At 50.2% G+C, this 23977-nt stretch carries 22 protein-coding genes; 16 read left to right on the top strand and 6 right to left on the bottom strand.

What is annotated here, in order from left to right; translation table 11 throughout:
• Window positions 1-57 precede the first annotated feature (57 nt).
• Window positions 58-660: a TetR/AcrR family transcriptional regulator gene (locus ABFC84_13855; GenBank protein ID MEN6413826.1), complete on the top strand. Its 603-nt coding sequence runs from the start codon at window positions 58-60 to the stop codon at window positions 658-660.
• A 151-nt stretch (window positions 661-811) separates the two neighbouring features.
• Here the strand turns inward: ABFC84_13855 and uppP are convergent, their stop codons facing one another.
• Entirely contained in the window at window positions 812-1630 is an 819-nt protein-coding gene (uppP, locus tag ABFC84_13850; GenBank protein MEN6413825.1) for an undecaprenyl-diphosphatase UppP, read from the bottom strand.
• 274 nt (window positions 1631-1904) lie between these two features.
• Between uppP and ABFC84_13845 the strand changes: the two genes are divergently transcribed.
• From ABFC84_13845 to ABFC84_13820, 6 genes are all read left to right on the top strand, one after another.
• Window positions 1905-2078 (top strand): hypothetical protein, encoded by a 174-nt coding sequence (locus ABFC84_13845; GenBank protein MEN6413824.1) that lies wholly within the window; start codon window positions 1905-1907, stop codon window positions 2076-2078.
• A 294-nt stretch (window positions 2079-2372) separates the two neighbouring features.
• Window positions 2373-4076: a potassium-transporting ATPase subunit KdpA gene (gene kdpA, locus ABFC84_13840; protein MEN6413823.1), complete on the top strand. Its 1704-nt coding sequence runs from the start codon at window positions 2373-2375 to the stop codon at window positions 4074-4076.
• Window positions 4077-4086: 10 nt separating this feature from the next.
• Window positions 4087-6126, top strand: a complete 2040-nt coding sequence (kdpB, locus tag ABFC84_13835) for a potassium-transporting ATPase subunit KdpB (protein ID MEN6413822.1) — start codon at window positions 4087-4089, stop codon at window positions 6124-6126.
• Window positions 6127-6155: 29 nt separating this feature from the next.
• A complete protein-coding gene (gene kdpC / locus ABFC84_13830; protein MEN6413821.1) occupies window positions 6156-6734 on the top strand; it encodes a potassium-transporting ATPase subunit KdpC in 579 nt (192 codons plus the stop codon).
• Window positions 6735-6770: 36 nt separating this feature from the next.
• Complete coding sequence (locus tag ABFC84_13825) at window positions 6771-9443, top strand: sensor histidine kinase KdpD (protein ID MEN6413820.1); 2673 nt, start codon at window positions 6771-6773, stop codon at window positions 9441-9443.
• A gap of 37 nt (window positions 9444-9480) precedes the next feature.
• The gene (locus ABFC84_13820; GenBank protein ID MEN6413819.1) at window positions 9481-10161 is read left to right on the top strand and encodes a response regulator; all 681 of its coding nucleotides are present in this window, start codon (window positions 9481-9483) and stop codon (window positions 10159-10161) included.
• A 282-nt stretch (window positions 10162-10443) separates the two neighbouring features.
• Here ABFC84_13820 and ABFC84_13815 read toward each other — a convergent pair whose 3' ends face one another.
• From ABFC84_13815 to ABFC84_13800, 4 genes are all read right to left on the bottom strand, one after another.
• A complete protein-coding gene (locus tag ABFC84_13815) occupies window positions 10444-11724 on the bottom strand; it encodes an Nramp family divalent metal transporter (GenBank protein ID MEN6413818.1) in 1281 nt (426 codons plus the stop codon).
• Window positions 11725-11844: 120 nt separating this feature from the next.
• Window positions 11845-12621 carry a phosphatase PAP2 family protein gene (locus ABFC84_13810; protein ID MEN6413817.1) on the bottom strand — a complete coding sequence of 259 codons (777 nt, stop codon included), beginning with the start codon at window positions 12619-12621 and terminating at the stop codon, window positions 11845-11847.
• A 443-nt stretch (window positions 12622-13064) separates the two neighbouring features.
• On the bottom strand, window positions 13065-13676 hold the full coding sequence (locus tag ABFC84_13805) for a hypothetical protein (protein ID MEN6413816.1): 612 nt from the start codon (window positions 13674-13676) through the stop codon (window positions 13065-13067).
• A 341-nt stretch (window positions 13677-14017) separates the two neighbouring features.
• Window positions 14018-14164 carry a hypothetical protein gene (locus ABFC84_13800; protein ID MEN6413815.1) on the bottom strand — a complete coding sequence of 49 codons (147 nt, stop codon included), beginning with the start codon at window positions 14162-14164 and terminating at the stop codon, window positions 14018-14020.
• Between the two features lie 63 nt (window positions 14165-14227).
• Between ABFC84_13800 and ABFC84_13795 the strand changes: the two genes are divergently transcribed.
• The 7 genes from ABFC84_13795 (at window position 14228) to rsmI (ending at window position 20463) form a co-directional block, all read left to right on the top strand.
• Window positions 14228-15706, top strand: coding sequence for an aminotransferase class I/II-fold pyridoxal phosphate-dependent enzyme (locus ABFC84_13795; GenBank protein ID MEN6413814.1), 1479 nt, complete (start codon window positions 14228-14230; stop codon window positions 15704-15706).
• A 10-nt stretch (window positions 15707-15716) separates the two neighbouring features.
• On the top strand, window positions 15717-16394 hold the full coding sequence (locus ABFC84_13790) for a thymidylate kinase (protein ID MEN6413813.1): 678 nt from the start codon (window positions 15717-15719) through the stop codon (window positions 16392-16394).
• A gap of 110 nt (window positions 16395-16504) precedes the next feature.
• Window positions 16505-16951 carry a YaaR family protein gene (locus tag ABFC84_13785; GenBank protein ID MEN6413812.1) on the top strand — a complete coding sequence of 149 codons (447 nt, stop codon included), beginning with the start codon at window positions 16505-16507 and terminating at the stop codon, window positions 16949-16951.
• Window positions 16952-16960: 9 nt separating this feature from the next.
• Window positions 16961-17953: a DNA polymerase III subunit delta' gene (gene holB, locus ABFC84_13780; GenBank protein MEN6413811.1), complete on the top strand. Its 993-nt coding sequence runs from the start codon at window positions 16961-16963 to the stop codon at window positions 17951-17953.
• A 1-nt stretch (window position 17954) separates the two neighbouring features.
• Window positions 17955-18770, top strand: a complete 816-nt coding sequence (locus ABFC84_13775) for a stage 0 sporulation family protein (GenBank protein MEN6413810.1) — start codon at window positions 17955-17957, stop codon at window positions 18768-18770.
• On the top strand, window positions 18742-19497 hold the full coding sequence (locus ABFC84_13770) for a tRNA1(Val) (adenine(37)-N6)-methyltransferase (protein MEN6413809.1): 756 nt from the start codon (window positions 18742-18744) through the stop codon (window positions 19495-19497). The genes ABFC84_13775 and ABFC84_13770 overlap by 29 nt, the downstream gene beginning before the upstream one ends.
• Before the next feature lie 102 nt (window positions 19498-19599).
• Window positions 19600-20463 carry a 16S rRNA (cytidine(1402)-2'-O)-methyltransferase gene (gene rsmI, locus ABFC84_13765; protein ID MEN6413808.1) on the top strand — a complete coding sequence of 288 codons (864 nt, stop codon included), beginning with the start codon at window positions 19600-19602 and terminating at the stop codon, window positions 20461-20463.
• A gap of 117 nt (window positions 20464-20580) precedes the next feature.
• Here the strand turns inward: rsmI and ABFC84_13760 are convergent, their stop codons facing one another.
• Window positions 20581-20838, bottom strand: coding sequence for an AbrB/MazE/SpoVT family DNA-binding domain-containing protein (locus tag ABFC84_13760; protein MEN6413807.1), 258 nt, complete (start codon window positions 20836-20838; stop codon window positions 20581-20583).
• A gap of 287 nt (window positions 20839-21125) precedes the next feature.
• On the opposite strand from ABFC84_13760, the gene metG reads away from it, so the two are divergent.
• Both metG and ABFC84_13750 read left to right on the top strand, forming a co-directional pair.
• Window positions 21126-23063 carry a methionine--tRNA ligase gene (gene metG, locus ABFC84_13755; GenBank protein ID MEN6413806.1) on the top strand — a complete coding sequence of 646 codons (1938 nt, stop codon included), beginning with the start codon at window positions 21126-21128 and terminating at the stop codon, window positions 23061-23063.
• A gap of 2 nt (window positions 23064-23065) precedes the next feature.
• The gene (locus tag ABFC84_13750; GenBank protein ID MEN6413805.1) at window positions 23066-23830 is read left to right on the top strand and encodes a TatD family hydrolase; all 765 of its coding nucleotides are present in this window, start codon (window positions 23066-23068) and stop codon (window positions 23828-23830) included.
• The last annotated feature ends 147 nt before the right edge of the window (window positions 23831-23977 follow it).

The following is a 23977-nucleotide window of genomic DNA, read 5'->3' as shown; positions in this document are numbered from 1 at the left end:
CGCAATAAGAGTTCTTGCTATAGATCAGACTAAATTAGGCAGGGAGGACTGAGACAGTTGGAACCCGATTTGGAGAACAAACCAACGCCTAAGGAAAAAATTCTCCAGGCTACTTTTGAAATTATCGGCAGTAAAGGAGTCCAGGCGGTTACAACGAGAAAAATTGCGGCAAAAGCGGAAGTGAATGTGGCGGCCGTCAATTACTACTTTGGTTCCAAAGACAATGTAATCAATGAGGCTTTAAAAATATTTACCAACAAACTGATGAGTCCTTATCGTCACCTGGATGACACAACATTGCCGCCGGTGGAGCGGCTGCGGAATTTTTTACGAAGCTATGCGGATTCTACCCTGGAATATCCTGATGTATTTCAAAACTTTATTGAACAGGTGATGCGTCATTCTGATTTGTCTTTTGAGTATATTGAATTTCTGAAAAAAATAGGCTGGGAAAAATTAGAGAGATTGATTCAGGACATTACTTTGGCCCAGGATGAGGAAGACGTATTGCGGATGAAGATTTTTCAAATGTTCAGCAGTTTGGAATTTCCCGTGCTGATCGGAGTCGAAATGGAAACTCTGTCTCAGTTTGATTATTATGATAGGGAGTGCCGCTATAAATATGTGGATCTGGTGTTAAAAGCTTTACTGTCCCGCTAAAAAGGGAGGACGTTCAAAATATTTTGAACGTCCTCCCTTTTTAGCACGTTAGTTAAAAGTCAATTGCAGGCGGCCGATCCGCTGCTTACGGCTAACACCCAGCAAGCAGCCGGCAAATGATTTCCAATTTCCAAGTCCCAAGCCCCATAAGTTATGCGCCCCGGACAAAGAAGACCACTACAATCACAGCGGCTATGATGAAGCGATAGACGGCAAAGACGGCAAAGTTATTGCGCTGCAGATATTTCAGCAGAAAGCTGATGCAAAACAGACCTACGATAGCTGAGACGAGGGTACCGAGTGCAAATAGCGGATTGGCGATATTGTGAATGATTTCGGGGGTGTGCTTTAGCGCTGCACCGGCAATAATCGGTGTTGCCAGCAGGAAGGAGAATTTGGCCGCCGCTTCCCGGGAAAAGCCTAGCAACCGTCCGGTGGTCATGGTGATTCCGGAACGGGAAACGCCGGGAATCAGGGCAAGAGCCTGGGAAATGCCGATGAAAAAAGCCTGCTTAAAGGTTATTTTTTCAAACCGTACTCGCTGCGGCATTTGTTTGTCGATAATATAAAGAATAAGGCCCATAATTGCCAGCCCGGCGGCGATGATGAGAGGCTGGGAGCGGAATAACTCCTCGATCTTGGATTCTAACAGCAGTCCGGCTACTCCGCCGGGTATGGTGGCCGCTACCAAATACCAAAACATCCTTCCCTCTCTTGTTTTCAGTCCCCGGGTTAATCCACCTAAAATCAGTTCCACCCAGTCCTGGAAGAAATAAATCAGTACCGCCACCAAGGTTCCTACATGGAGCGCCACATCCAAAGCAATATCGATATTTCCTCCTGCCTGGGCGATGATCTCATCCCAGCCGAACAGCCAGCGGACGATAATTAAGTGGGCTGAACTGGAGACCGGCAGAAATTCTCCCAAGCCCTGGACAATTCCTAAAATTACGGCAATAAACCATAACATATTGATCATTCCCCTTTATATAACTCTGTTTCCCTGCTGATTGATCCATTTGCTGATTCAAAAAGTGATACGGTCACAACGAATTTATTATACTGGATACCTTTGCATTTTGCAATTTTAACTGTTTTTGTTTCCTGCATAAAGCCATCATTAATGAGTCGCAGTCTTTTGATCTTTATACTTTCTTTACAGGAATAACCGGAACCTTTACCCCGTTTTTATATGGCAGATGATAGGATGAAACTGAAGTTAAGATTCAGTGGGAGATGAGAGTATGCATGACTTTTCGGATTATTATCTCCTTTGGCTGGGGTTTATGGCAGCCGGGATAGTCCTTTTCCTGGCGCTGGTCAAATTATATGATATTTTTGGGAAAATGTATCCGTATTTCCGGGAGACGTTGCGGGATGAAAAAGAAGTAGGAGGCCATGGCAATGGTAGAGTATAACACTGTCGTTACAGTAGCGGTGGCGACGTTTGGCTTCGGGATGGCATTTGGTTTACTGATTTTTCCTTATGTTATGAGACTCAAATAGACGACTCGAATGCTGCGAAAGGGGGAGCATAGCGGCAATCATTCGGCAAATAATAGTATAGGTGGATTTTCCAGGGCGACCCGGTATAAGGGCACAAGCGGTTTAAGGAGGGTATGGGCATGCTTGACTACTGGATTGGTGGGGGCGTTTCTCTCGCATTATTGGTTTATCTCGTATATGCATTATTGAAACCGGAGGAGTTTTAAATGATTAGTGATATTGCTTTATTTATAGGCTATCTGATTGTCCTTATTGCGCTGGCTTTACCGCTGGGTAAGTATATATCTAATGTTTTTCAGGGCAGGAAAACATTTTTCGATCCTGTTTTGGTACCTGCTGAAAAATTGATTTATAAGGTCAGCGGTATCGATCCCAGTCAGGAAATGAACTGGAAACAGTATGCCGGGGCGGTTCTTATTTTTAATGTCCTTGGATTTCTGGCCGTTTTTTTTCTTCAAATCCTGCAGGATCTATTGCCGCTGAATCCGGAGCAGCAAGCTGCGGTGCCCTGGGATCTGGCTTTCAATACGGCCGTCAGTTTCATTACCAATACCAACTGGCAGGCTTACAGCGGCGAGAGCACCATGAGCTATTTCACCCAAATGGCGGCACTGGCCGTACAAAATTTTCTGTCCGCCGCTACCGGCCTGGCAGTGGCCATGACTTTGATCCGGGGGATTACCCGCAAGACGGTAAGCGGACTGGGCAATTATTGGCGGGATATGGTTCGCGGTACTTTTTGGGTATTGCTGCCGATCAGTATTGTGCTGACGCTGGTCTTCGTTCAGCAAGGCGTGATTCAAAATTTTTCTCCTTACGTGACAGCGACAACCCTGGAAGGCGCTGACCAGAAGATCGCCATGGGGCCGGTGGCCTCCCAGGAAGCGATTAAAATGCTGGGAACCAACGGCGGTGGGTTTTTTAATGCCAACTCATCCCATCCGTATGAGAATCCTACGCCTTTAACGAACTTTCTTCAGGTGTTGGCGATATTTTTGATTCCGGCCTCGCTGGTATTTTCCTTCGGCCGTATAGTGCGGGATAAGCGCCAGGGATATGCCATATTGTCGGCGATGCTGTTGTTATTTATTATATTTCTTGGCGGTCTGTACGCGGCTGAAATGTATGGCAACCCAAATCTTGCCTCCCTTGGCGTTGCCGAGCCTACTATGTTGGAAGGCAAAGAAGTCCGCTTTGGCATCGGCGGGTCGGCATTGTTTGGAACGGTAACGACGGCGGCTTCCTGCGGCGCCGTGAATATGATGCATGACAGCCTGACTCCCTTAGGCGGACTGGTACCCATGCTGCAAATCATGCTGGGCGAAGTTGTTGTCGGCGGTGTCGGCTCAGGCTTTTACGGGATGATGCTGTTTGTTTTGCTGACTGTTTTTATCGTCGGTCTGATGGTTGGCCGTACACCGGAATATCTGGGGAAGAAAATCGAGTCCCGGGAAATGAAGATGGCGGTTCTGGGAGTTGTGATTCCGGCGGTAACGATTCTAATCGGCAGCGCCATCGCTTCGGTTACCGATGGCGGTACAGCGGCTACGAATAATAACGGGCCCCACGGCTTAAGCGAGATGCTGTATGCCTACGCTTCTGGCGCCGGCAATAACGGCAGTGCTTTCGCCGGCCTTAGCGCCAACAGCTTATTTTATAATCTTACACTGGGAGTCACGATGCTCCTGGGCCGCTTTGGTGTGATCCTGCCGGTGCTGGCCATTGCCGGCAGTTTGGCGGAGAAGAAAGTTTCCCCTCCCGGTGCCGGTACTTTTCCCACCCATGGCTGGCTGTTTGTAGTCCTGCTGGCAGCGGTGGTATTGATTGTTAGTGCCTTGACTTTTCTACCGGCATTAGCCTTGGGGCCGGTGATAGAACATCTGCTTATGCTGCAGGGACAGCTATTTTAGGGGGGACATGATGAGTAAGCAAATTAGTTTAGACAGTACTATTATCCGGTCGGCTGTCGGCCAGTCTTTTGTGAAGCTGGATCCGCGGGTTCAGTTTCGCAATCCGGTTATGTTTATCGTGTTGATCGGTGCGCTTATTACGACTGCCATGATGGTTAGAAATTTTTTTGGCGGCAGCTTCAGCGAAGTCGTTTTTGAACTTCAGATTAGTCTTTGGCTCTGGTTTACCGTATTATTTGCCAACTTCGCCGAAGCATTAGCCGAAGGCCGCGGCAAAGCCCAGGCTCAGGCACTGCGGAAAACCAGGACCGAAACAAAAGCCAAGAAATTGAGCGGCTTGCAGGGCGAAAAGTTTCAGCTTATTGATGCAGCTGCTTTGAGAAAAGGGGATCTGGTGCTAATAGAGGCAGGCGACGTGATTCCCAGCGACGGGGAAGTCATGGAAGGGGTGGCATCCGTTGATGAGAGCGCCGTTACGGGAGAATCCGCGCCGGTTATCCGGGAATCCGGCGGCGATAAATCTTCCGTAACCGGCGGCACCAAGGTGCTGTCCGACTGGTTAAAAGTCCGGATTACCGCCAATCCCGGCGAAACCTTTCTGGATCGGATGATCAGCCTGGTGGAAGGGGCTAAGCGGCAAAAAACGCCGAATGAAATTGCCCTTGCCATTCTTTTAACCGGACTGACTATTATCTTCCTGGTGGCTGTAGCCACGATTGAACCTTATGCCATTTATTCCGGGACTACCATTTCGGTGGCTGTTCTGATTGCCCTGCTGGTTTGTCTGATTCCTACCACGATTGGCGGATTGCTGAGCTCCATCGGGATTGCGGGAATGGATCGGCTGCTGAAGCGCAATGTTCTGGCCATGTCGGGCAGAGCGGTAGAAGCGGCCGGTGATATTGATGCCTTGCTGCTGGATAAAACCGGCACGATTACCCTTGGCAATCGTATGGCCGCTGAGTTTTTGACCGCTCCCGGGGTTTCACCGGAAGAACTGGCGGATGCGGCACAAATTTCTTCGCTGGCGGATGAAACTCCTGAGGGACGGAGCATTGTTGTGCTGGCAAAGCAGCAATACAACATCCGGGAACGGGATATTGGAAGCCTTGATGCTGAGTTTGTTCCCTTTACGGCACAAACCAGGATGAGCGGTGTCAATAGCAAAGGACGCCAAATCCGTAAAGGGGCAATGGATGCTGTACGCAGATATGTGGAAGAACAAGGCGGGATGATTCCCCAGCAGGTTCAGGAAAGCTGTGAACAAATCGCTAAGAGCGGCGGAACTCCTCTTGTTGTAGCGGAAGGCTCCCGGGTGCTTGGCGCCATCTACTTAAAAGATGTCGTCAAAGGCGGTATCAAAGAGCGGTTTAAGGAATTGCGCCGCATGGGGATTAAAACGGTTATGATCACCGGCGACAATCCTTTGACGGCTGCCGCTATTGCCGCCGAAGCCGGCGTGGATGATTTTCTGGCGGAAGCGACTCCAGAGGCCAAGCTGAAACTGATTCGCGAATATCAGGAAAAAGGAATGCTGGTCGCCATGACCGGCGACGGCACCAATGACGCACCGGCACTGGCCCAGGCCGATGTCGGGGTCGCCATGAATACCGGTACCCAGGCGGCCAAAGAAGCCGGCAATATGGTGGATCTGGACAGCAATCCGACAAAACTGATCGAGGTTGTCGAAATCGGCAAGCAGCTGTTGATGACCCGGGGGTCACTGACAACTTTTAGTATTGCCAATGACGTGGCAAAGTACTTTGCGATTATCCCCGCTATGTTTGCCTCCGCTTATCCCGGACTGAATGCGTTTAACGTCATGGGGCTTGCTACGCCGCAAAGTGCCATTTTGAGTGCCGTGGTGTTCAATGCCCTGATTATTATCGCCCTCATTCCGCTGGCTTTAAGGGGAGTGAAATACCAGCCGTTAGGTGCAAATGTGATTCTGCGGCGCAACTTATTGATTTACGGAGTAGGCGGGCTGATTGTACCCTTTATCGGGATTAAGCTGATCGATATCATTTTAACGGCCTTCGGACTGGTCTAACATCGTCGAGGAAAGGATGCTGAGGTTATATGTTAAGGCAATGGTTAAACGGATTTCTCTTACTGCTGGTGCTGACTGCTTTTACGGGAATTGCCTATCCGCTGGCAATGACCGGTTTGGCGCAGATGGCATTTCCGGCCCAGGCGGCCGGTTCGCTTATTGAACAGGATGGTAAAATCGTTGGCTCGGCTTTACTGGGTCAGAACTTTAGCCAACCCGGCTATTTTCATGGCCGTCCGTCGGCTGCCGGCAGCGACGGCTATGATGCCGCCAGTTCTTCCGGTACCAATTTAGGGCCTACGAGCCAAAGACTGATGGATGCAATTCAAGCAAAGCTGGGTGATGTCCGGGAGGAAAACAACCTGGATTCCAATAGTGCTGTTCCGGCGGATTTGGTTACCTCGTCGGCAAGCGGCCTTGATTCCGATATCTCGCCTGAAGGTGCTTATCTCCAGGTGGAACGTGTGGCTCAGGCGAGAAACATTCCGGCAGAACAAGTCGAAACGCTGGTGGACAGCTATGTAAAAGGCCCACAGCTTGGTTTCCTGGGCGAAAAAAGAGTCAATGTTTTGGAATTGAACCTGGCATTGGACAAGATCGCTCAATAATAGTGATGTTTTAGCTTCATATGAGGAGTGATTGGAGTGAGTATCAATCAGGAAACGCGCCGGGATCCGGAGCTTTTGCTGAAAAAGGCGAAACAGGCATCCCGCGGCAAACTCACGCTCTTTCTCGGCGCTGCCGCCGGGGTGGGAAAAACCTTCGCGATGCTGGAAAATGCTCATGACCGGCTGGCGGAAGGCGTGGATATCGTTATCGGCTGGGTGGAAACTCACGGCCGCAAGGAAACAGAGTCTATCGCGGCGGGACTGCCGCAAATTCCGTCCAAAATGGTTGAATACCGGGGGAAAACGTTGGCGGAGATGGATTTGGAAGCGATACTGGCCAGACATCCCCAGCTTGTTCTGGTGGACGAACTGGCCCATACGAATGTGCCTGATTCCCGCCATGTCCGGCGGTTTCAGGATGTGGAAGAGATATTGAATGCCGGGATCAATGTGTATACGACCCTTAATATTCAGCATGTGGAAAGCCTGAATGATATTGTGGAGCAGATTACCGGCATCAAAGTCCGGGAAACGGTGCCGGACTATATCGTGGACCAAGCCGATCAGGTGCAGCTGATTGATATTCCGCCGGAGGATTTGATTAAGCGGTTAAAAGAAGGAAAAGTCTATGTACCCGGGCAGGCGGAACGGGCGCTGCACAGCTTTTTTCGTCCCGGGAATATCAATGCCCTGCGGGAAATGTCACTGCGGTTTACGGCTCATCGTGTTGATCAGCAGTTAAATGAATATATGCACGATCACGCGATTGAAGGACCCTGGTCGGCAGCCGAAAAGGTGCTGGTATGCGTCAGTGCCAGTCCTTTTTCGGCTCATCTGATCCGGATTGCCAAACGAATGGCCAAGGCAATGAAGGCGGAGTGGTATGCCGTGCATATTGAGACGCTGCACAACACGCCTGCGGACGATAAGGAGAGAGAGCGGCTGGCCCGCAACATGCGGCTGGCGGAAGACCTGGGCGGTAAAGTCATGACGGTTTCAGGTCGGAATATGGTCGATGAAATCCTGACCTTTTCCCATAGTGAAAATATAACCCATCTTGTAATCGGCAAGCCGCTGCATAATCGTTTCTGGGAATGGGTTCGGGGCGGGGCGCTGGTGGATAAGCTGATCCGCAGTTGCGGCGGGATCCAGATCCACGTCATTCAGGGAAAACGGGATAAAGACGATGTGCCGAAAGTGAAAACCGCCATCCGGCCGTCAAGAGTAAACTGGGAACATTATGCCGGCGGCCTGTTCATGCTGGGGCTGGCTGCTGCGGTCAGCTGGCTTATGCTGCCAATGCTTGAACTGGTGAACATTGCCATGCTTTTTTTGCTGCCGGTGCTGTTAAGCGCCGCCTGGTGGGGCCGGGGACCATCCTATGCCACTGCGGTTTGCAGTGTAGTTATTTTTGACTTTTTGTTTGTGCCGCCGGTATTAAGCTTTACCGTTCAGGATTTTCGGTATATTTGGACATTTTTAATTTTTTTACTCGTTGCTTTTGTTGCCGGCGGGCAGACGGAACGGCTGCGGAATGAGGCGCGGTTTGCCCGGAAACGGGAAAAAATGACCCGGGCATTATATGAATTCAGCAGGAAAGTCGCCGCCCTTGTGGAATTAGAGCCCATTATAGCAGGATTGGCCCAAACAGCATCACAAGCGTTAGAGCGGTCGGTCGCAGTTTTTCTTCCCAATGAAAATAGCAAAATAGAACTGAAAGCCTGTGAAAGCCTGGAGAATACCGAGGCGAACCTCGTTCTTGATCCCAGTGAGCTGGCGGTTGCGACTTGGGCGTATGAACATGGCGAGGTTGCCGGACGGTCCACAGAGACGCTGCCTTCGGCCAGATTTTTGTATTTGCCGCTGATCGTGCGGGGGCAGGTTATGGGGGTTATGGGACTTCATATGGTGGAAAAAAGCGTCACGCCGGAACAGCGGCGGCTGATTGACGCCTGGACGACGATTGCCGCCATTGCCGTGGAGCGGATTTATCTGACTACCGAAGCCAACCATGCGGCTTTGCTGCAGGAATCGGAACGGCTGCAGTCCGCCTTGTTTAATTCCATATCCCATGAATTGCGTACACCCCTTGCTACGATTATCGGCTCGATCTCGACGCTGCTGGATAAGGAAATCGCTTTGTCCCGGGATATCCAGGCGGAACTGCTGGATAATATCAAAGACGGGGCCATCCGCATGGAACGGATTATTACGAATTTACTGGACACTGCCCGTCTGGAAAGCGGTGCTATTAAAATTAAACATGACTGGTGTGACGTGGAAGATGTGATCGGCGCTGCCCTGGGGCGGCTGGGAGAAAGCGTGGCCGGCAGGCAGATACAGGTGGATATACCGGAACCTTTGCCGCTGATCCCCGGTGACTGTGTTTTATTGGAACAGGTATTGGTCAATTTAGTGGATAATGCTGTAAAATATTCACCGGCTGACAAGGCGATTGAGATTAGCGCCTCCAGAGAGGACCAGACCGTTATGATTACGGTGGCGGATCACGGCGGTGGAATTCCGGAGCAGGATTTAAATCATATTTTTGATAAGTTTTATCGTGTGGCAGGCTCCCGCGCCGGCGGGACCGGCTTGGGGCTATCCATTTGCAAGGGCATCATTGAAGCCCACGGCGGGACGATTTGGGCGGCAAATCGTCCGGAAAACGGAACGCGGGTCCGGTTTACCCTGCCCCTCGGTAAATAACTTTCACCCCGCAAGAGGGTAAGGATGGGATAGATCAATGGATAAGCTGAAGATTTTGATTGTCGATGACGAGATACAGATTCGCCGGTTGATCAAAGTCTCCCTGGAAGGACACGGCTATCAGGTGCTCCAAGCCGTGAACGGGCAGGAAGGGATTGAACTGGTTTTAAGCGCAAAGCCGGAGCTTATCCTGCTGGACCTGGGACTGCCCGACTTGGACGGCAAGAAGGTCATCGGCAGCATCCGGGAGTGGTCCGATGTGCCGATTATTGTTTTGTCCGCCCGGGATCAGGAAGAAGAGAAGGTGAAGGCGCTGGACGGCGGCGCCAATGATTATGTAACCAAGCCTTTTAGCATGGGCGAATTGATGGCCCGGATCCGTGTTTGTCTTCGGCACGCGGCGGCCGGGTCGGAAGATCCTCAGGTGCATTGCGGCGATTTGCTTATTGATTTGGCAAAGCACCAGGTTACGATTGCCGGCAAGGAAATCAAGCTGACGCCGACGGAGTATGATTTGCTGAAGGTTCTGGCCCAGAATGCCGGCAAGGTTTTGACTCACCGGCAGCTGTTAAAAAGGGTTTGGGGAATCGAAAGTGAAGATACCCAGTATGTCCGGGTGTATATCGGACAACTGCGCCGGAAGATAGAAGAAGAACCGGCCCGACCGCAATACCTGATCACCGAATCGGGAATCGGCTACCGGCTGATGCATAAATAGCAAAAAAATATATTTTACGGTTGCACAATCCTGCCGCCGACATATACTACAGTAAGAAATCATAAAACTCCTAAAGGGGAGTAGCTAACGGGCGGTCAGCCCGTGAGTAGAATCGACATACTGGCGTAAGCCCGGTTCTACTGGCAGAGATTCTGCTGTAGCGAGACCTTTGTTTCCGGCATGCTGCTGGAAATGAAGGCCTTTTATAATTTTCCCGCCCCCAGAAATTCCGCAAGGTCTGTAACGAAACTGCTATTTCGCCAGACCTTGCGGTGTACCCATTCAGTTTGCCTGACCGGTGAAAGTAAGATAGAGAAGAACGGCATTTAAGGTTACGATCATGCTCACGATAATCCAGCCGATAACATTGGTAAGGCGGCTGTTTTTAAAGGTTCCCATAATGTGCGGCTTGCTGGTGATAATCATCAGCGGAATAATGGCCGCCGGCAAAGCGAAACTGAGCATAACCTGACTCACAACCAGGGCGCTCATGGGGTTAATCCCGGCCATGAGGATGGCCATACCGGGAAGCATGGTAATGATACGCCGCCAGCTTGCCGGGATGTCAAAGCCAACAAAACCGTTTAATATGACTTCTCCGGCCATCGTGCCCACAGTAGAGGATGAGAGTCCGGAAGCCAACAGGGCGAACCCGAAAGCGCCGGCAGCCATATTGCCCATTAAAGGCTGTAAAGTGGCATAGGCGGCTTCGATGCTGTCTACGTCGAGACCATTGCCATTGAATACGGCGGCTGAAACGATGACCATGGCTGCATTTACGATGAACGCCATGTTCATTGCGAAGAACACGTCAATCTTAGCCATCTTTAAATGGTGTTTGCAATCCACCAGATGTTTACAGCGACGCTGCTGCACGAGATGAGAATGTAAATAAATCACATGGGGCATGACGGTAGCACCCAGCATTCCGACGGCGACCAGAATGCTGTCCGGTGTAAGCATAGGGACGGCAAGATGGTAGCCTACCTGCCCCCAGTCCGGTCTGGCAAGAAACAACTCCCATATATAGGCGATGCTGATGACGGCTACCATGCAGGTGATAATCCGTTCTACGATTTGCTGACCGTATTTTTGCAGGTGACAGATCACATAGGTAATGATTCCTGTAAGGATTGCCGCCCACACTAAAGGAATGCCAAATAACAGATTAAAGCCTAATACCCCCCCCAGAAATTCCGCAAGATCGGTAGCCATGGCTGCTACGGTGGCTACTGACCATAAGCCCCAGTTGATTTTTCGCGGGAATAGGTTGCCGCAGTGTGCCGGCAAGCCGATTCCTGTAGCGATGCCCAACTTGGCAGAAAGGATTTGCACGAAGATTGCCATCAAGTTACTCCAGAGAATTACCCAAACCAGATTGTAGCCGAATTGCGAGCCGCCGCTGATGTTGGTGCCGAAATTACCGGGGTCCATGTAAGCGACGCTGACAATAAACGCCGGGCCCAGGTATTTAAACAGGCCCTTCGCTTTTGCTTTGATTTCTTCTCCGGCTAGGGCCGGCATGGTTACAGGCAGACTGGTTGCCAGTTGTTCGTCTTTCAATGCGCATCACTCCTCCAAAGATTGCAATCACCCCAATTTAAAATGAATTTTGTCTGTTTGAGTAGCTATTATAGAATATGAAGCAACAGAGTGATTGGTGAGGAGGGAGGCTTGACTTCGTTATCTTTTCCGTTTTTGTTCCCACCACATCAGAAGCGATAGGCAAAAGAACAGCCAGGTGGAGCCTGCCGCATAACCTGCTAGTACATCGGTGGGATAATGTACGCCTAAATAGATCCGGCTAATGCCGATGGCGACAACGAAAATAGCGGTCAGAATAAATAGTAGGAACCGCCAGCGCCACCGGGGAATATGACGGCTGATCAAATAGGCCAGCATACCATAAAAGCAGAGAGAAACCATCGCATGGCCGCTGGGAAAGCTGTAGCCGGTTTCGTCAATCACCCGGAACATATCCGGTCTGTTCCGTTCAAATAAATCTTTTAGCAGGAAATTCAGCAGTCCGCCGCCGGCAAGACAAACGGCCAGGGCTGCGGTTTCCAGCCAGCGGCGGTACAGCGACAGCCCGGCCAGTGTAAGTACTGCCAATACACCATAAAAGGGCGCGGAGCCGAGGCTGGTGATCTGAATCATGACAGAGTCCAGGTGATTGTTTGCATAATAGCGGATAAACCAAATCACCCTATTATCGAAGCCATCCAGCTGGTGGCGGAATAATGTTTTCCAGGCCAGTTCGGCAAAAAGGGTCAGCAATATGGCGCTTAGCAAAAGCCCGATGAGAATATACAGCAGGGGCCAGCGCCGTTCTAACGCAGCAGTCAATTTTTTTAGTAAGGAATACAGGGAAGAATTTTGCAGGAACCGTACTCTGCGGATCGATCCGCAGAGCAAAATCAATATTGCAATGATGATAAGGGATAAGAGTGTCAGGCCCATAGCAACCTCCGTAACCAGGGTGTCTTTTTAGTCTATCGTAGCAGAATTTCTGTCGGTTCAGCTAGTATTCCCGCCAAAAAAAAATATTTCCGCAAATCAGGCTGTAATAGGTCCTGCTTTTAGCGGATTGAAGGATCGGGTGAAAGCTTGTTAAGCTAAGTGTGGTGTTCCATAGTGGGAAAAAGAGGGCCAGTAAGCGAGGCCGCTGAAGGGTCTTATTGGTATGGAAATGCAGGCGCAATGGCAATATTTACAGTGAATTTAAAAAGAATAATAAAAATAATCGGATAATACGAACTGCCATATAGCAAAATAATCAAAAGAAAGACGGCTCAAAGCATCTTGAAAGGATGTATTCGAGTCGCCTTTTCTTACTGTCATTTAAGTTTTTCAGTGGCCGTAAGCGGGCTCTTTTTTACACTGATAGTAAATTTTTTACTTCTTTACAGCTTATAGTTTAAGCCGAATCCCATGCCTTTAGCGGTAATGCCTGAACTGCTGTCTTGGTAGTTGCGATAACCTACATCAAAGGACGCGTTATTGCCAATAGCGTATTTTACGCCAACTTTTGCGTCCTCGACGTGTGAAGATTTCAGATAAGACGCATAGCCGTTAAGATTGCTGGAAACGGGCGCATTGTAAGCGATTCCGGCAAAAACTTCACTGTTTGAATTTGAACCTGCGTCGGATTTGAATCCGGATTTTACATTACCAACGGAAAGGGCGATATTTTTGTTCATTTGATACTGCAGACCTAGCTGGGTTGAATTAAAGCTAAGGTTCGGGTAGTTGTAAAAATAGGTGGATACATTCCGGGTCTCTGAGTTGAGATATTCTCCGGTAAAGGCAAGGTTGCTGCTAAGGCCGTAAGCCAGTTGATAGCTGTCAGCGCGGAATGTGCCCATGTCGCCGACTGTAGTTCCGTTCGTTTTTAAGTTGTAATTCGTATAGCCGGCCTGAATTTGGCCCGCATCAACGTTCATTGCGGGAGCCGATGCAAAAGCGGTACCGGCAAAGGCAAGCGAAGCAATTGTTGCAATAATTGCTTTTCTCATTATACTTTTCTCCTCCATTTTTTAAATCTGAATCTGTTTATAGTATGCAGGAGTAATTTTAGAATTTTTTTAGAAATAATGGCTGGCGATAGAAAAATTATACGGGGGCGATTCAGACAGAAAATGCTGGCTGATAAGGCCGCAATGGCTATATTTGGCGGCGGGTAAAAGGACTGCCGGGAATACTCAAGCCGGGGATCGGACTCAGCGAGTGATGGCGATGAGTGACGGGCTGTCGTAGGGTGTCAGCGCGAAACGTCAGCCGTGGCGATCTCAACGATGGGGGAGGCGGAATGGAGATCGAGATTGCTTCGCTGACGCTCGCAATGACAATTCCAGCTTTACGTGCCAAGTGCAGTCCCAATTTCCAATTTCCAATTTCCAAGTGCCATGAGCCAATCGCCAACAACCAAGTACCATGAGCCCCCGTCGCAGTCAATCGCCAACAACTCATCGCCCCCGTTGCCAAAATCCCCTATCATTATCAAACTAAAATGGGGTATAATAGTGCAAACAGGTAATTTTATCCTATGATAGTTTAGGAGGCGCTGGTGTTGCTCAGAACAAGGCAGGTTGAGACACCTTTATTGGCAGCAATGCTGCATTATGTACAGGACGGAGTTGTTCCCTTTCATACACCGGGACATAAACAGGGAAAAGGAATGCACCCCCGTTTAGGAAACATCATCGGGCACGACGCTTTGGCGCTGGATTTAGCCTTAATGGGGGAACTGGATGATCTCCATGAACCTCACGGCTGTATTAAAGAAGCTCAGGATTTGGCGGCGGAACTGTATGAAGCCGATCATAGTTTTTTTGTAGTCAATGGCACTACCGGCGGTATTTATGCCATGATTTTAACCATTGCCGGGCCGGGAGAAAAAATCATCGTGCCCCGCAACGCCCACCGATCGATTATCGGCGGGATTATATTGAGCGGCGCTATTCCGATTTTTATGCAACCGGAAATAGACCGGGAACTGGGGCTGGCTATGGGAGTCAGTCCGGCAACGGTGGAAGCGGCGGTCAGCCGGCATCCTGACGCCAAAGGCGTGCTGATCATTAACCCCACTTATTACGGTGTGGCGACGGATTTGAAACGAATCGTCGATATCGTACATTCCCGGGGGATGGCGGTAGTGGTGGACGAGGCTCACGGGCCTCATCTTAAATTCAGCGACAAGCTGCCCATTCCGGCCCTTGATGCCGGAGCGGATATTTGCGCCCAAAGCACCCATAAGATTATTGGCGCTATGACACAGTGCTCCATTGTCCACTGCCGGGAAGGACGGGTCAATGTCCCCCGGCTGAAAGCTATGCTGCAGTTGGTACAGTCTACCAGCCCCAATTATATTTTGATGGCGTCTTTAGATGTGGCCCGGATGCAGATGGGCACCCAGGGGCGGGAATTAATTGACCGGGCGATTCAACTGTCCCAGTGGGTCCGCCAGGAAATCAACAAGATCCCGGGTTTGTACTGCTTCGGGGAGGAAAAGCTGGGCACTCCCGGTGTCTACAGCATTGATCCGACCAAAGTTACGGTTACGGTAAAAGGACTGGGGCTTCAGGGAGCGGAAGCGGAACGGATTCTGCGGCAGCAGTACCATGTCCAGGCTGAACTTTCCGACATGTACAATTTGTTGTTTTTGATTACTTTAGGCGACAGCGATAAGGAAGCCCATATTTTGGTGGATGCCTTACGGGACATGGCTGTCAAGCACTGCGGCGAGTGTGATTTTTCGGCAGTGGAGGATGTTTTCGCCAATATCAAGTATCCCGATTCGCCGGAAGGCGTTATTTCTCCCCGGAAGGCGCTGTTTGGCAATACTTGTACCGTTTCGTTTGAAGATTCGGTCGGCTTGGTATGTGCGGAAATCGTAACTTTTTATCCGCCCGGTATTCCGCTGCTTTGCCCGGGAGAACGGATTTCCCGGGATGTCATTGATTACTGCCATCGTCTTCAGGAAGCGGGTCTGCATATTTCCGGCCCGGAAGATTATACTTTAAAAACAATTAAGGTAGTGGATTAAGGGAGGAAACATGCGAGGAAAGCTGATTGTAATTGAAGGTGGCGACGGGTGCGGCAAACAAACCCAAACCGGTAAATTGTTTGAAGCGCTGCGGGGAGAAGGATACCCGGTGCGTAAGGTAGAATTTCCCAACTATGACAGTGATTCGTCGGCCTTAATTAAAATGTATTTAAACGGAGAATTCGGCGCCAATCCGGGAGATGTAAACCCCTATGCCGCCTCCGCTTTTTATGCGGTGGATCGCTACGCCTCCTATAAAAAAGACTGGCATGATTTTTACCATTCCGGCGGCATCGTGCTTGCTGATCGCTATACCGCATCCAACATGATTCATCAGGCGGTTAAAATTGCTAATGAACCGGAAAAGCACCGGTTTTTGGACTGGCTGTTGGATTTTGAGTTTGGTAAGTGTTGCATTCCTGTTCCTGACTGCGTAATTTTTCTCGACATGCCGCCGGAATACAGCAGCCGGCTGCTTCGCAACCGGGAAAATAAATACGGTGCCGCAAAACAGGATATTCATGAACGCAATCAGCAGTATCTGGCGGATTGTTATGATAACTCCCGTCTGATTGCCGCTTGGTATGACTGGATAACGATTTCCTGCGTGACCGACAGCAAGATTAAAAGTATGGAGCAGATTCATCAGGAAATCCTTGCGGCAGTGCAGAAAGTACTCCATAGCTAGAACCGGCAGCCGGTGATATAGCGGTTATTTGATTATTTGAGATAAAAGAATTATAATTATCAATATCTATAGTTGTGACGTGAATAAAAGTTTGAAAGGCAGGAGCCTGTGTGAAGATTAATAATGTAGGGGCTGCCAATGCGCCGTTGCGGGCGGAACACGAACTAGCCGGCAAGCCGGGACAGATCATGAACCGTTTTGCTGCTGATTTGCTGCAAACACAGGATGGACAGTATAAAGGCCGGATGAAAGCCCTGCTGGATGAAATCAGCAAGCAGGGCGTGAAACTCGGTCAGGTTCCCACCTATGCCGAACTGAAGACTTACCGGGAAATGGTTCGTAAATTTGTCGGCGAAGCGGTCGGCCGGATGTACACGGTTCAATCCCAGAGCGGCTGGGATCGTCAGGGCCGGCAGAAGCTGTATACTACTATCCGCCAGATTGATGATCAGCTGGCCGGCTTGACGGAAGATGTTCGTAACGGTCAGGAGCGGCAGTTGGAGATTATGGCCCGTCAGGATGCTATTCGCGGTATGCTGGTGGATATATATATGTGAGGATAATTTATGTTATGGAATGAGATTATCGGACATAGGGAGAATATCAGCCAATTAAAGCTTATGCTTCATCAGGGGCGTGTCCCTCACGCGTTGCTGTTTACAGGGCCGGAAGGAGTAGGCAAAATGCTGACGGCAACTGTTTTGGCCGCCGGCCTGTTGTGCGAGAACAGCAAAGGCGAGAGACCTTGCGGCAGCTGTCTGTCCTGTCGGCAGGTGAAGGGATTCAACCATCCCGATCTGCTGGTTGTTCGGCCGGACGGTGCTGCTATAAAAATTGACCAAATTCGCGATTTGCAGCGGGAGACGGCTTTGACGGCGTATCGGTCCGGCTGCCGGGTGGGGATTATCGAAGATGCGGAGCGAATGACGCCTCAGGCCGCCAACAGCCTGCTGAAAACACTGGAGGAGCCACCGGGACAACTCATCTTTATTTTGGTTTCAAGTCATCAACAGCAGCTTTTGGAAACGATTATTTCTCGCTGCCGTGGTTTGCGGTTCGGACCGCTGCCCGGGGACTTGCTGGCCCAAGCCCTATGCCGGCAGGGAGTGCCGGCGGAAAGGGCCGGGACAGCCGCCCGCCTGAGCGGCGGACGCATGGGGGCCGCTCTGGAGATCGTGGAACCGGAAGGGCTGTTGTTCCGTGATCAGGCGGCCGGGCTGATCGCCGGGCTGCCGGCAATGAGCATGGAAGCATTATGGGATCATATGGGCGGGCTGGAAAAAATGGAACGTCAGGCAATGTTGCTGCTACTGCAGTATATGGAGTTTGTTTTGCGGGATTTGCTGCTGATCGCAGCCGGACAGGACGACCGGCTACTATTGAATGTGGATATCGCCGGGGCTTTAAAGGAACAGACTTGCAACTGGAGTGAAACTAGGCTGACGACAGCTTTTTCCGCAGTGGAAGCAGCCAGACGGGCGATAAACGGCAATGCCAATGTTCGGCTGACCAGCGAGGCGCTGCTGATTCGGCTGCGTGATGTAATAAGGGAGGATTAACGTGCAAACAGTAGTTGGGGTGCGTTTTAAGAAAGCCGGTAAAATATATTATTTCAGCCCGGGGCTGCTAAAATTGGCCGCCGGGAATTTTGTTATTGTGGAAACGGCCAGAGGACTGGAGCATGGCGAAGTGGTTATCGACCCGCGGGAAGTGCCGGAAAGCAGCATTGTAGCGCCTCTTAAGACTGTACAGCGGAAGGCTACCCCCCAGGACGAACAAAAAATTAGCGAAAATGAGGCCAAAGAAAAAGAAGCCTTTGAAATTTGTGAGCAAAAGATTAAGTCCCATGGTTTACCGATGAACTTGGTGGATGTGGAATATACTTTTGATGTGAATAAAATTGTTTTCTATTTTACGGCCGAAGGACGGATCGATTTCCGGGAATTGGTAAAAGATCTGGCGGCTGTATTCCGTACCCGCATTGAACTGCGGCAGATCGGTGTGCGGGATGAGGCGAAGATGATGGGGGGGATCGGCTGCTGCGGCCGTCCTTTGTGCTGCGCTACCTTTTTAGGCGATTTTGAACCGGTGTCCATCCGCATGGCGAAGGAGCAGAACTTATCGTTGAATCCAACGAAAATTTCCGGCATTTGCGGCCGTTTGATGTGCTGCCTGAAATATGAAAGCGATTGCTACGGCGGCTGCTGCAAAAAGATTACGCCGCCGGCAGTTGGCCGGAAAGTAGTGACCATCGACGGCGAAGGGAAAGTAGTTTCCCTTAATAATAATAAAAAGACGGCGGTTGTACAGCTGGAACAAGGAAAAACTGTCGTGATTTCCTGGGGAGATGTGGTGGAAAAAGAAGATCATGAATGAAGTCCCGTTGAATCCGGGAGAACGCCTGGATGATTTGCTGATTAACGATTTAAAGATTATTCAGCATGAGGCTGAATTTTGTTTTTCTTTGGATGCAGTACTTTTGGCTCACTTTACCACTCTGAAGCTGGGGACAACAGTCGTTGATCTGGGGACAGGCACCGGGGTCATTCCCTTGCTGCTGACTACCCGGGGTGCGGGCCGAATTACCGGGGTTGAGCTGAATGAGAAAATGGCGGATATGGCAGCCAGAAGTGTCCGGTTAAATGGCCTTGACGGTCAAATTCAAATCCGGCAGGGAGATTTTCGCCAAATGAAGGGTCTGCTTCCGGCAGGAGAAACCGGTTTGGTCGTGGCCAATCCTCCCTATCGTCCGGTGGGCGGCGGCTTTTTAAATCCCCGGGACAGTGTTGCCATGGCTCGTCATGAGGTGACTGCCAATCTACAGGATGTTGTGGCGGCGGCCCGCTATTTAGTTAAGTTTCGCGGCCGGGTTGCCATGGTTCATTTGCCGGAGCGCCTGGCGGAGGTTCTAAAGGTGATGAGTGATTCCGGTATTGAACCGAAACGGCTGCAGCTGGTGTATCCGGCAGTTCAACGGAAGCCCAATATATTGCTGGTGGAAGGCGTGCGGGGTGCCAGGCCGGGACTGGATGTGCTGCCGCCCCTGGTGATCTATAAAAATGACGGTAGCTACAGTGATGAAATCCTGGAATATTATAAGTGACGGCGGTTGGCGATGAACTGTGGGCGAAGGGCTATGGGCCAAGAACCAAAAGCTAACAGCCCACAGCCAAAAGCCAACCGCCCCCTTTAAGGAAGTGAGTCTTTGAGTGATAAACCCGGTACTTTATTTTTATGCGCCACACCGATTGGTAATCTGGAGGATATGACCTACCGGGCGGTGCGGATATTGCAGCAGTCAGCGGTGATTGCTGCCGAGGATACCCGGCGTACCCGTAATTTATTAAACCATTTCGCTATTCACACTCCCCTCGTCAGCTATCACGAGCATAATAAGGCCGGGCGGGGACCGGAACTCATCGGAAGGCTGCTGCGGGGAGAAGATGTGGCAGTAGTCAGTGATGCCGGACTGCCGGGGATTTCCGATCCGGGCAGCGATCTGGTTGACCTGGCCATTGCAGCTGGGATTACCGTGACTCCCCTGCCAGGGGCCAATGCGGCGCTGTCGGCACTGGTTTGTTCCGGGCTGGATACTACCTTGTTTACGTTTATTGGCTTTTTACCGAGAACAACAAAGAAACGGCGGGAACTGCTGGCGAAGTTAGCCGGTTATCCCTGCACGATGATTTTGTATGAAGCGCCTCACCGGTTGAAATCTACGCTGACAGAGCTAAGGCAGGCTTTTGGCAATCGCCCGGCAGTAGCTGCCCGTGAACTGACCAAGAAATTCGAGGAATTTCTTCGCGGCACGCTGGAAAGTCTGCAGGAGCATTTTGCCGCTGCCAGTCCCAGAGGAGAATTCACTTTAGTGATTGCCGGGTGTCCGTCAGCACTGTCAGGTGAACTGCCATCACAGTCGGCGGCTGAAATTTCGCCGGGGCAGGCGGTAATGGCTTTGGCCGCTGCCGGACAAGATAAGAAGGCGGCGATCCGCGCGGTAGCACTGGCAAGAGGCATTCCCAAACGGGAGGTATATCAAGCCGTTCTCCTGCTGGAACAGGGCCAGTAGATAATCTTGGCTATTGGCAATGGGCTTTTGGTTATGAATGAGTCAAAAACCAACAACCCTCCGGCCGCCAAATAAAGAAAAGGAGAGGCGTGCGCCTCTCCTCCCGGATGATACTTTTTAGACAGCTGCTGCCTGCATCATAGCTTCCATGCAGCTTTTGCAAACATTTTTCCCTTTGAAATTGGTTACTTCATCAGCGTTGCCGCAGAACACGCAGGAACAAGCCGGTTCGTATTTTCGCAGAATAATACGGTCACTGTCGACATAGATCTCCAAAGCATCTTTTTCCTCAATGTCTAAAGTCCGGCGCAATTCGATAGGAATAACCACCCTGCCCAGCTCGTCCACCTTACGTACAATACCAGTTGATTTCATGTTTTATTTTCTCCTCTCTTCAACAACAAAATTCGACAAAATGTCTACAACTAGATAATACCAAATATTACAAAGCTTGTCAACCTTATTTTCCCATAAGACGACGTTTTTCCCAAAATAGGGATCATATTGTATGCAAGAACAAATGTGTATGTCGTAAAAACACGAATTGTGTCGATGATACAAATTTCTTGGCAAATAGCTGCAAACACTTTATTATTGTCACTTGGTTTATAACTGAAATGTAGTATCCGGCAGATGCTAAATGGCAGTAGTTAAAATATATAATTTTTGAAAGGCAGGATTTCAGCATGGAGAAAAAGCCCTTTTATATTACTACCCCAATTTATTACCCCAGCGACAAACTACATATCGGGCATGCCTATTGCACGACAATTGCGGACTCGATAGCCCGTTATAAACGGTTGGCCGGGTTTGACGTTTTTTTTCTGACCGGTTCGGATGAACACGGACAGAAGATCCAACGTAAAGCGCAGGAAAATGGGATTACGCCGCTGCAATATGTGGATAGGATTGTCGCTTCATTCCAAAACCTATGGCGTAAATTGAATATTTCCCATGATGATTTTATTCGAACGACAGAAACCCGGCATCGGGAAGTGGTGCAGGCCATTTTTCAAAAAATTTACGACCAGGGCGATATTTATAAAGCTGCTTATGAAGGCTGGTACTGCACTCCCTGCGAGACTTTCTGGCTGGAGCGCCAGCTGGAAGACGGCAAGTGCCCGGACTGCCACCGACCGGTAGAAATGCTGCAGGAGGAAAGTTACTTCTTCCGCATGTCCAAATATCAGGATCGGCTGTTGAAGTTCATTGAAGAAAATCCGGATTTCATTCAGCCGGTTTCCCGGCGCAACGAAATGATTAATTTTATTAAAGGCGGACTGGAGGATCTGTGCGTATCCCGGACAACCTTTGACTGGGGAATTCCGGTTCCATTTGATACTAAGCATGTGGTGTATGTCTGGTTTGACGCTTTGGTCAACTACATTACAGCAGCCGGGTATCTTCATGACCGGGACAAATTTGCCAAATACTGGCCGGCGGATCTCCATCTGGTAGGAAAAGAAATCGTCCGGTTTCATTCCATTATCTGGCCGATTATTCTCATGGCGTTAGGGGTGGAACTGCCGAAAAAAGTATATGGTCATGGCTGGCTGATCGTCGAAGGAGATAAGATGTCAAAGTCCAAAGGCAACGTGATTGATCCCATTGGGTTGATTGATGAATTTGGCGCCGATGCCATTCGCTATTATCTGCTGCGGGAAATTACCCTGGGAATGGACGGAAACTTTTCCCGGGATGCCTTGATTAACCGAATTAACGCCGATCTGGCCAATGACCTGGGCAACTTGCTGCACCGGACGCTGAATATGATTGGCCGCTTCAATCACGGAATCATTGAGGCTCCCGGCGCCAGTGTTCCTCTGGATCAGGAGCTGATTAAACTGGCCCGGGATACGGCTGCCGGCTACGAAAAATTTATGGACGCTATGGATATTAATGATGCCATAAAACAGGTATGGGCATTAATCGGCCGAACCAATAAATATATTGACGAAACATCTCCCTGGGCGTTGGCGAAAGATCCGGCAAAGAAAGATCGCTTAAACACCGTCCTATACAACTTAGCCGAGACGCTGCGGATTGTGGCGATTCTGATTTCACCCTTTATGCCCGGCACATCGCCAAGAATTTGGGCCCAGTTGGGAATTAAAACCGATTTTACGCAGGTCAGTCTGGCGGATGCTCAGGCTTGGGGCCGTTTGTCTGCCGGAACGAAGGTGGCTAAACCGGAGCCTATATTTCCCCGGATTGAGGCGAACCCGGCTGAAGCGAAAGTCGAGTCTAAACCGGCTGCTCCGGCTGAAGCTGCACCAACGCCGGAAATTACAATTGATGAATTTGCCAAAATGGATTTACGGGTAGTTAAGGTACTGGCAGCGGAAAAAGTAAAAGGAGCGGACAAACTGCTGCAGCTGACCGTTGATTTAGGTACAGAGCAGCGCACCATCGTGTCCGGTATTGCCAAGCAATATGCACCGGAAGAATTAGTCGGGCAGACAGTGGTCATGGTCGTCAATCTGAAGCCGGCTAAAATACGCGGTATTGTATCCCGGGGCATGGTACTGGCCGCTTCCTGGGAGGACAAGCTGAAAGTGGTAGCTGTACCCGATATGCCGGCGGGCAGCAAGGTGAAGTAGCCATGCTGTTTGATTCCCATGTTCATCTGGATGATGAGAAGTTTAACGACGACCGAGAAGAAGTCATTGCCCGGGCCAAAAAAAATGGCGTATCCTGGATGATCAACCCCGGCGACAGTATGGCTTCCTCCGCCCGGGCCATTTTCCTGGCAGAGCAGCATGACGCTATCTATGCCGCGGTTGGCGTTCATCCCCATGAGGCGGAGGCAGTGGAAGAGGGGGATTACGAGCGGCTGGCAGCTTGGACGAAGCAGCCAAAAGTAGTGGCGATTGGCGAAATCGGCTTGGATTACTACTATGATTTGTCTCCCCGGGAGGTACAGCAGCGGGTAATGATTCGTCAGCTGGATGTGGCCCGGCAGACGGGGATGCCGGTTATCATTCACGACCGGGATGCCCACGGTGATATTCTGGAGATTCTTAAAAAAGAAGGCAAGGGGTTGCAGGGCGTTTTTCACTGCTTTTCCGGCAGCTGGGAAATGGCTCGGATTGTCTTGGATTTGGGATTCTATTTGGCGGTAGGGGGTTCCCTTACTTTTAAAAATGCCGCCAAACTGCCGGCAGTCGTCACTGCTGTGCCCCTGGAGCGATTGCTGCTGGAAACCGATTGTCCCTATCTGACGCCTCGTCCCTACCGGGGACGTCGTAATGAACCGGCCTATGTTCGGCTGGTTGCCGAAGAAGTGGCCAGACTGCGCCACATGGAGCTGTCCGGCTTGGCTGAAGCGACTACCGGGAATGTCCGGCGGTTGTTCAGCATCAAATAAATAGTTTTTACGTGTACTAAAATAAGTAAAGCGCGAATATCTTGTATTGTTCGCGTTTTATTTTTTTGTATAAAATGACCAGGACTGGGCAAACTTTCAGCAGAAATTGAATCATGTATTTCTTGACAAAGCGTTGACTTAGTGGTA

Source organism: Veillonellales bacterium, from assembly GCA_039680175.1.
GTDB lineage: Bacteria > Bacillota > Negativicutes > JAAYSF01 > JAAYSF01 > JBDKTO01.
The sequence above is the reverse complement of the archived record's forward strand: the minus strand, read 5'-3'. Positions and strand labels throughout refer to the sequence as shown.

Coding starts and splice junctions, on each gene's coding strand:
- ABFC84_13760 (MEN6413807.1), bottom strand. CDS start 20,838: ATGAAATCAACTGGTATTGTACGTAAGGTGGACGAGCTGGGCAGGGTG.
- holB (MEN6413811.1), top strand. CDS start 16,961: ATGTTATGGAATGAGATTATCGGACATAGGGAGAATATCAGCCAATTA.
- kdpB (MEN6413822.1), top strand. CDS start 4,087: ATGAGTAAGCAAATTAGTTTAGACAGTACTATTATCCGGTCGGCTGTC.
- kdpA (MEN6413823.1), top strand. CDS start 2,373: ATGATTAGTGATATTGCTTTATTTATAGGCTATCTGATTGTCCTTATT.
- kdpC (MEN6413821.1), top strand. CDS start 6,156: ATGTTAAGGCAATGGTTAAACGGATTTCTCTTACTGCTGGTGCTGACT.
- ABFC84_13770 (MEN6413809.1), top strand. CDS start 18,742: ATGTGGTGGAAAAAGAAGATCATGAATGAAGTCCCGTTGAATCCGGGA.
- ABFC84_13810 (MEN6413817.1), bottom strand. CDS start 12,621: ATGGGCCTGACACTCTTATCCCTTATCATCATTGCAATATTGATTTTG.
- uppP (MEN6413825.1), bottom strand. CDS start 1,630: ATGTTATGGTTTATTGCCGTAATTTTAGGAATTGTCCAGGGCTTGGGA.
- ABFC84_13805 (MEN6413816.1), bottom strand. CDS start 13,676: ATGAGAAAAGCAATTATTGCAACAATTGCTTCGCTTGCCTTTGCCGGT.
- ABFC84_13845 (MEN6413824.1), top strand. CDS start 1,905: ATGCATGACTTTTCGGATTATTATCTCCTTTGGCTGGGGTTTATGGCA.
- ABFC84_13820 (MEN6413819.1), top strand. CDS start 9,481: ATGGATAAGCTGAAGATTTTGATTGTCGATGACGAGATACAGATTCGC.
- ABFC84_13790 (MEN6413813.1), top strand. CDS start 15,717: ATGCGAGGAAAGCTGATTGTAATTGAAGGTGGCGACGGGTGCGGCAAA.
- ABFC84_13750 (MEN6413805.1), top strand. CDS start 23,066: ATGCTGTTTGATTCCCATGTTCATCTGGATGATGAGAAGTTTAACGAC.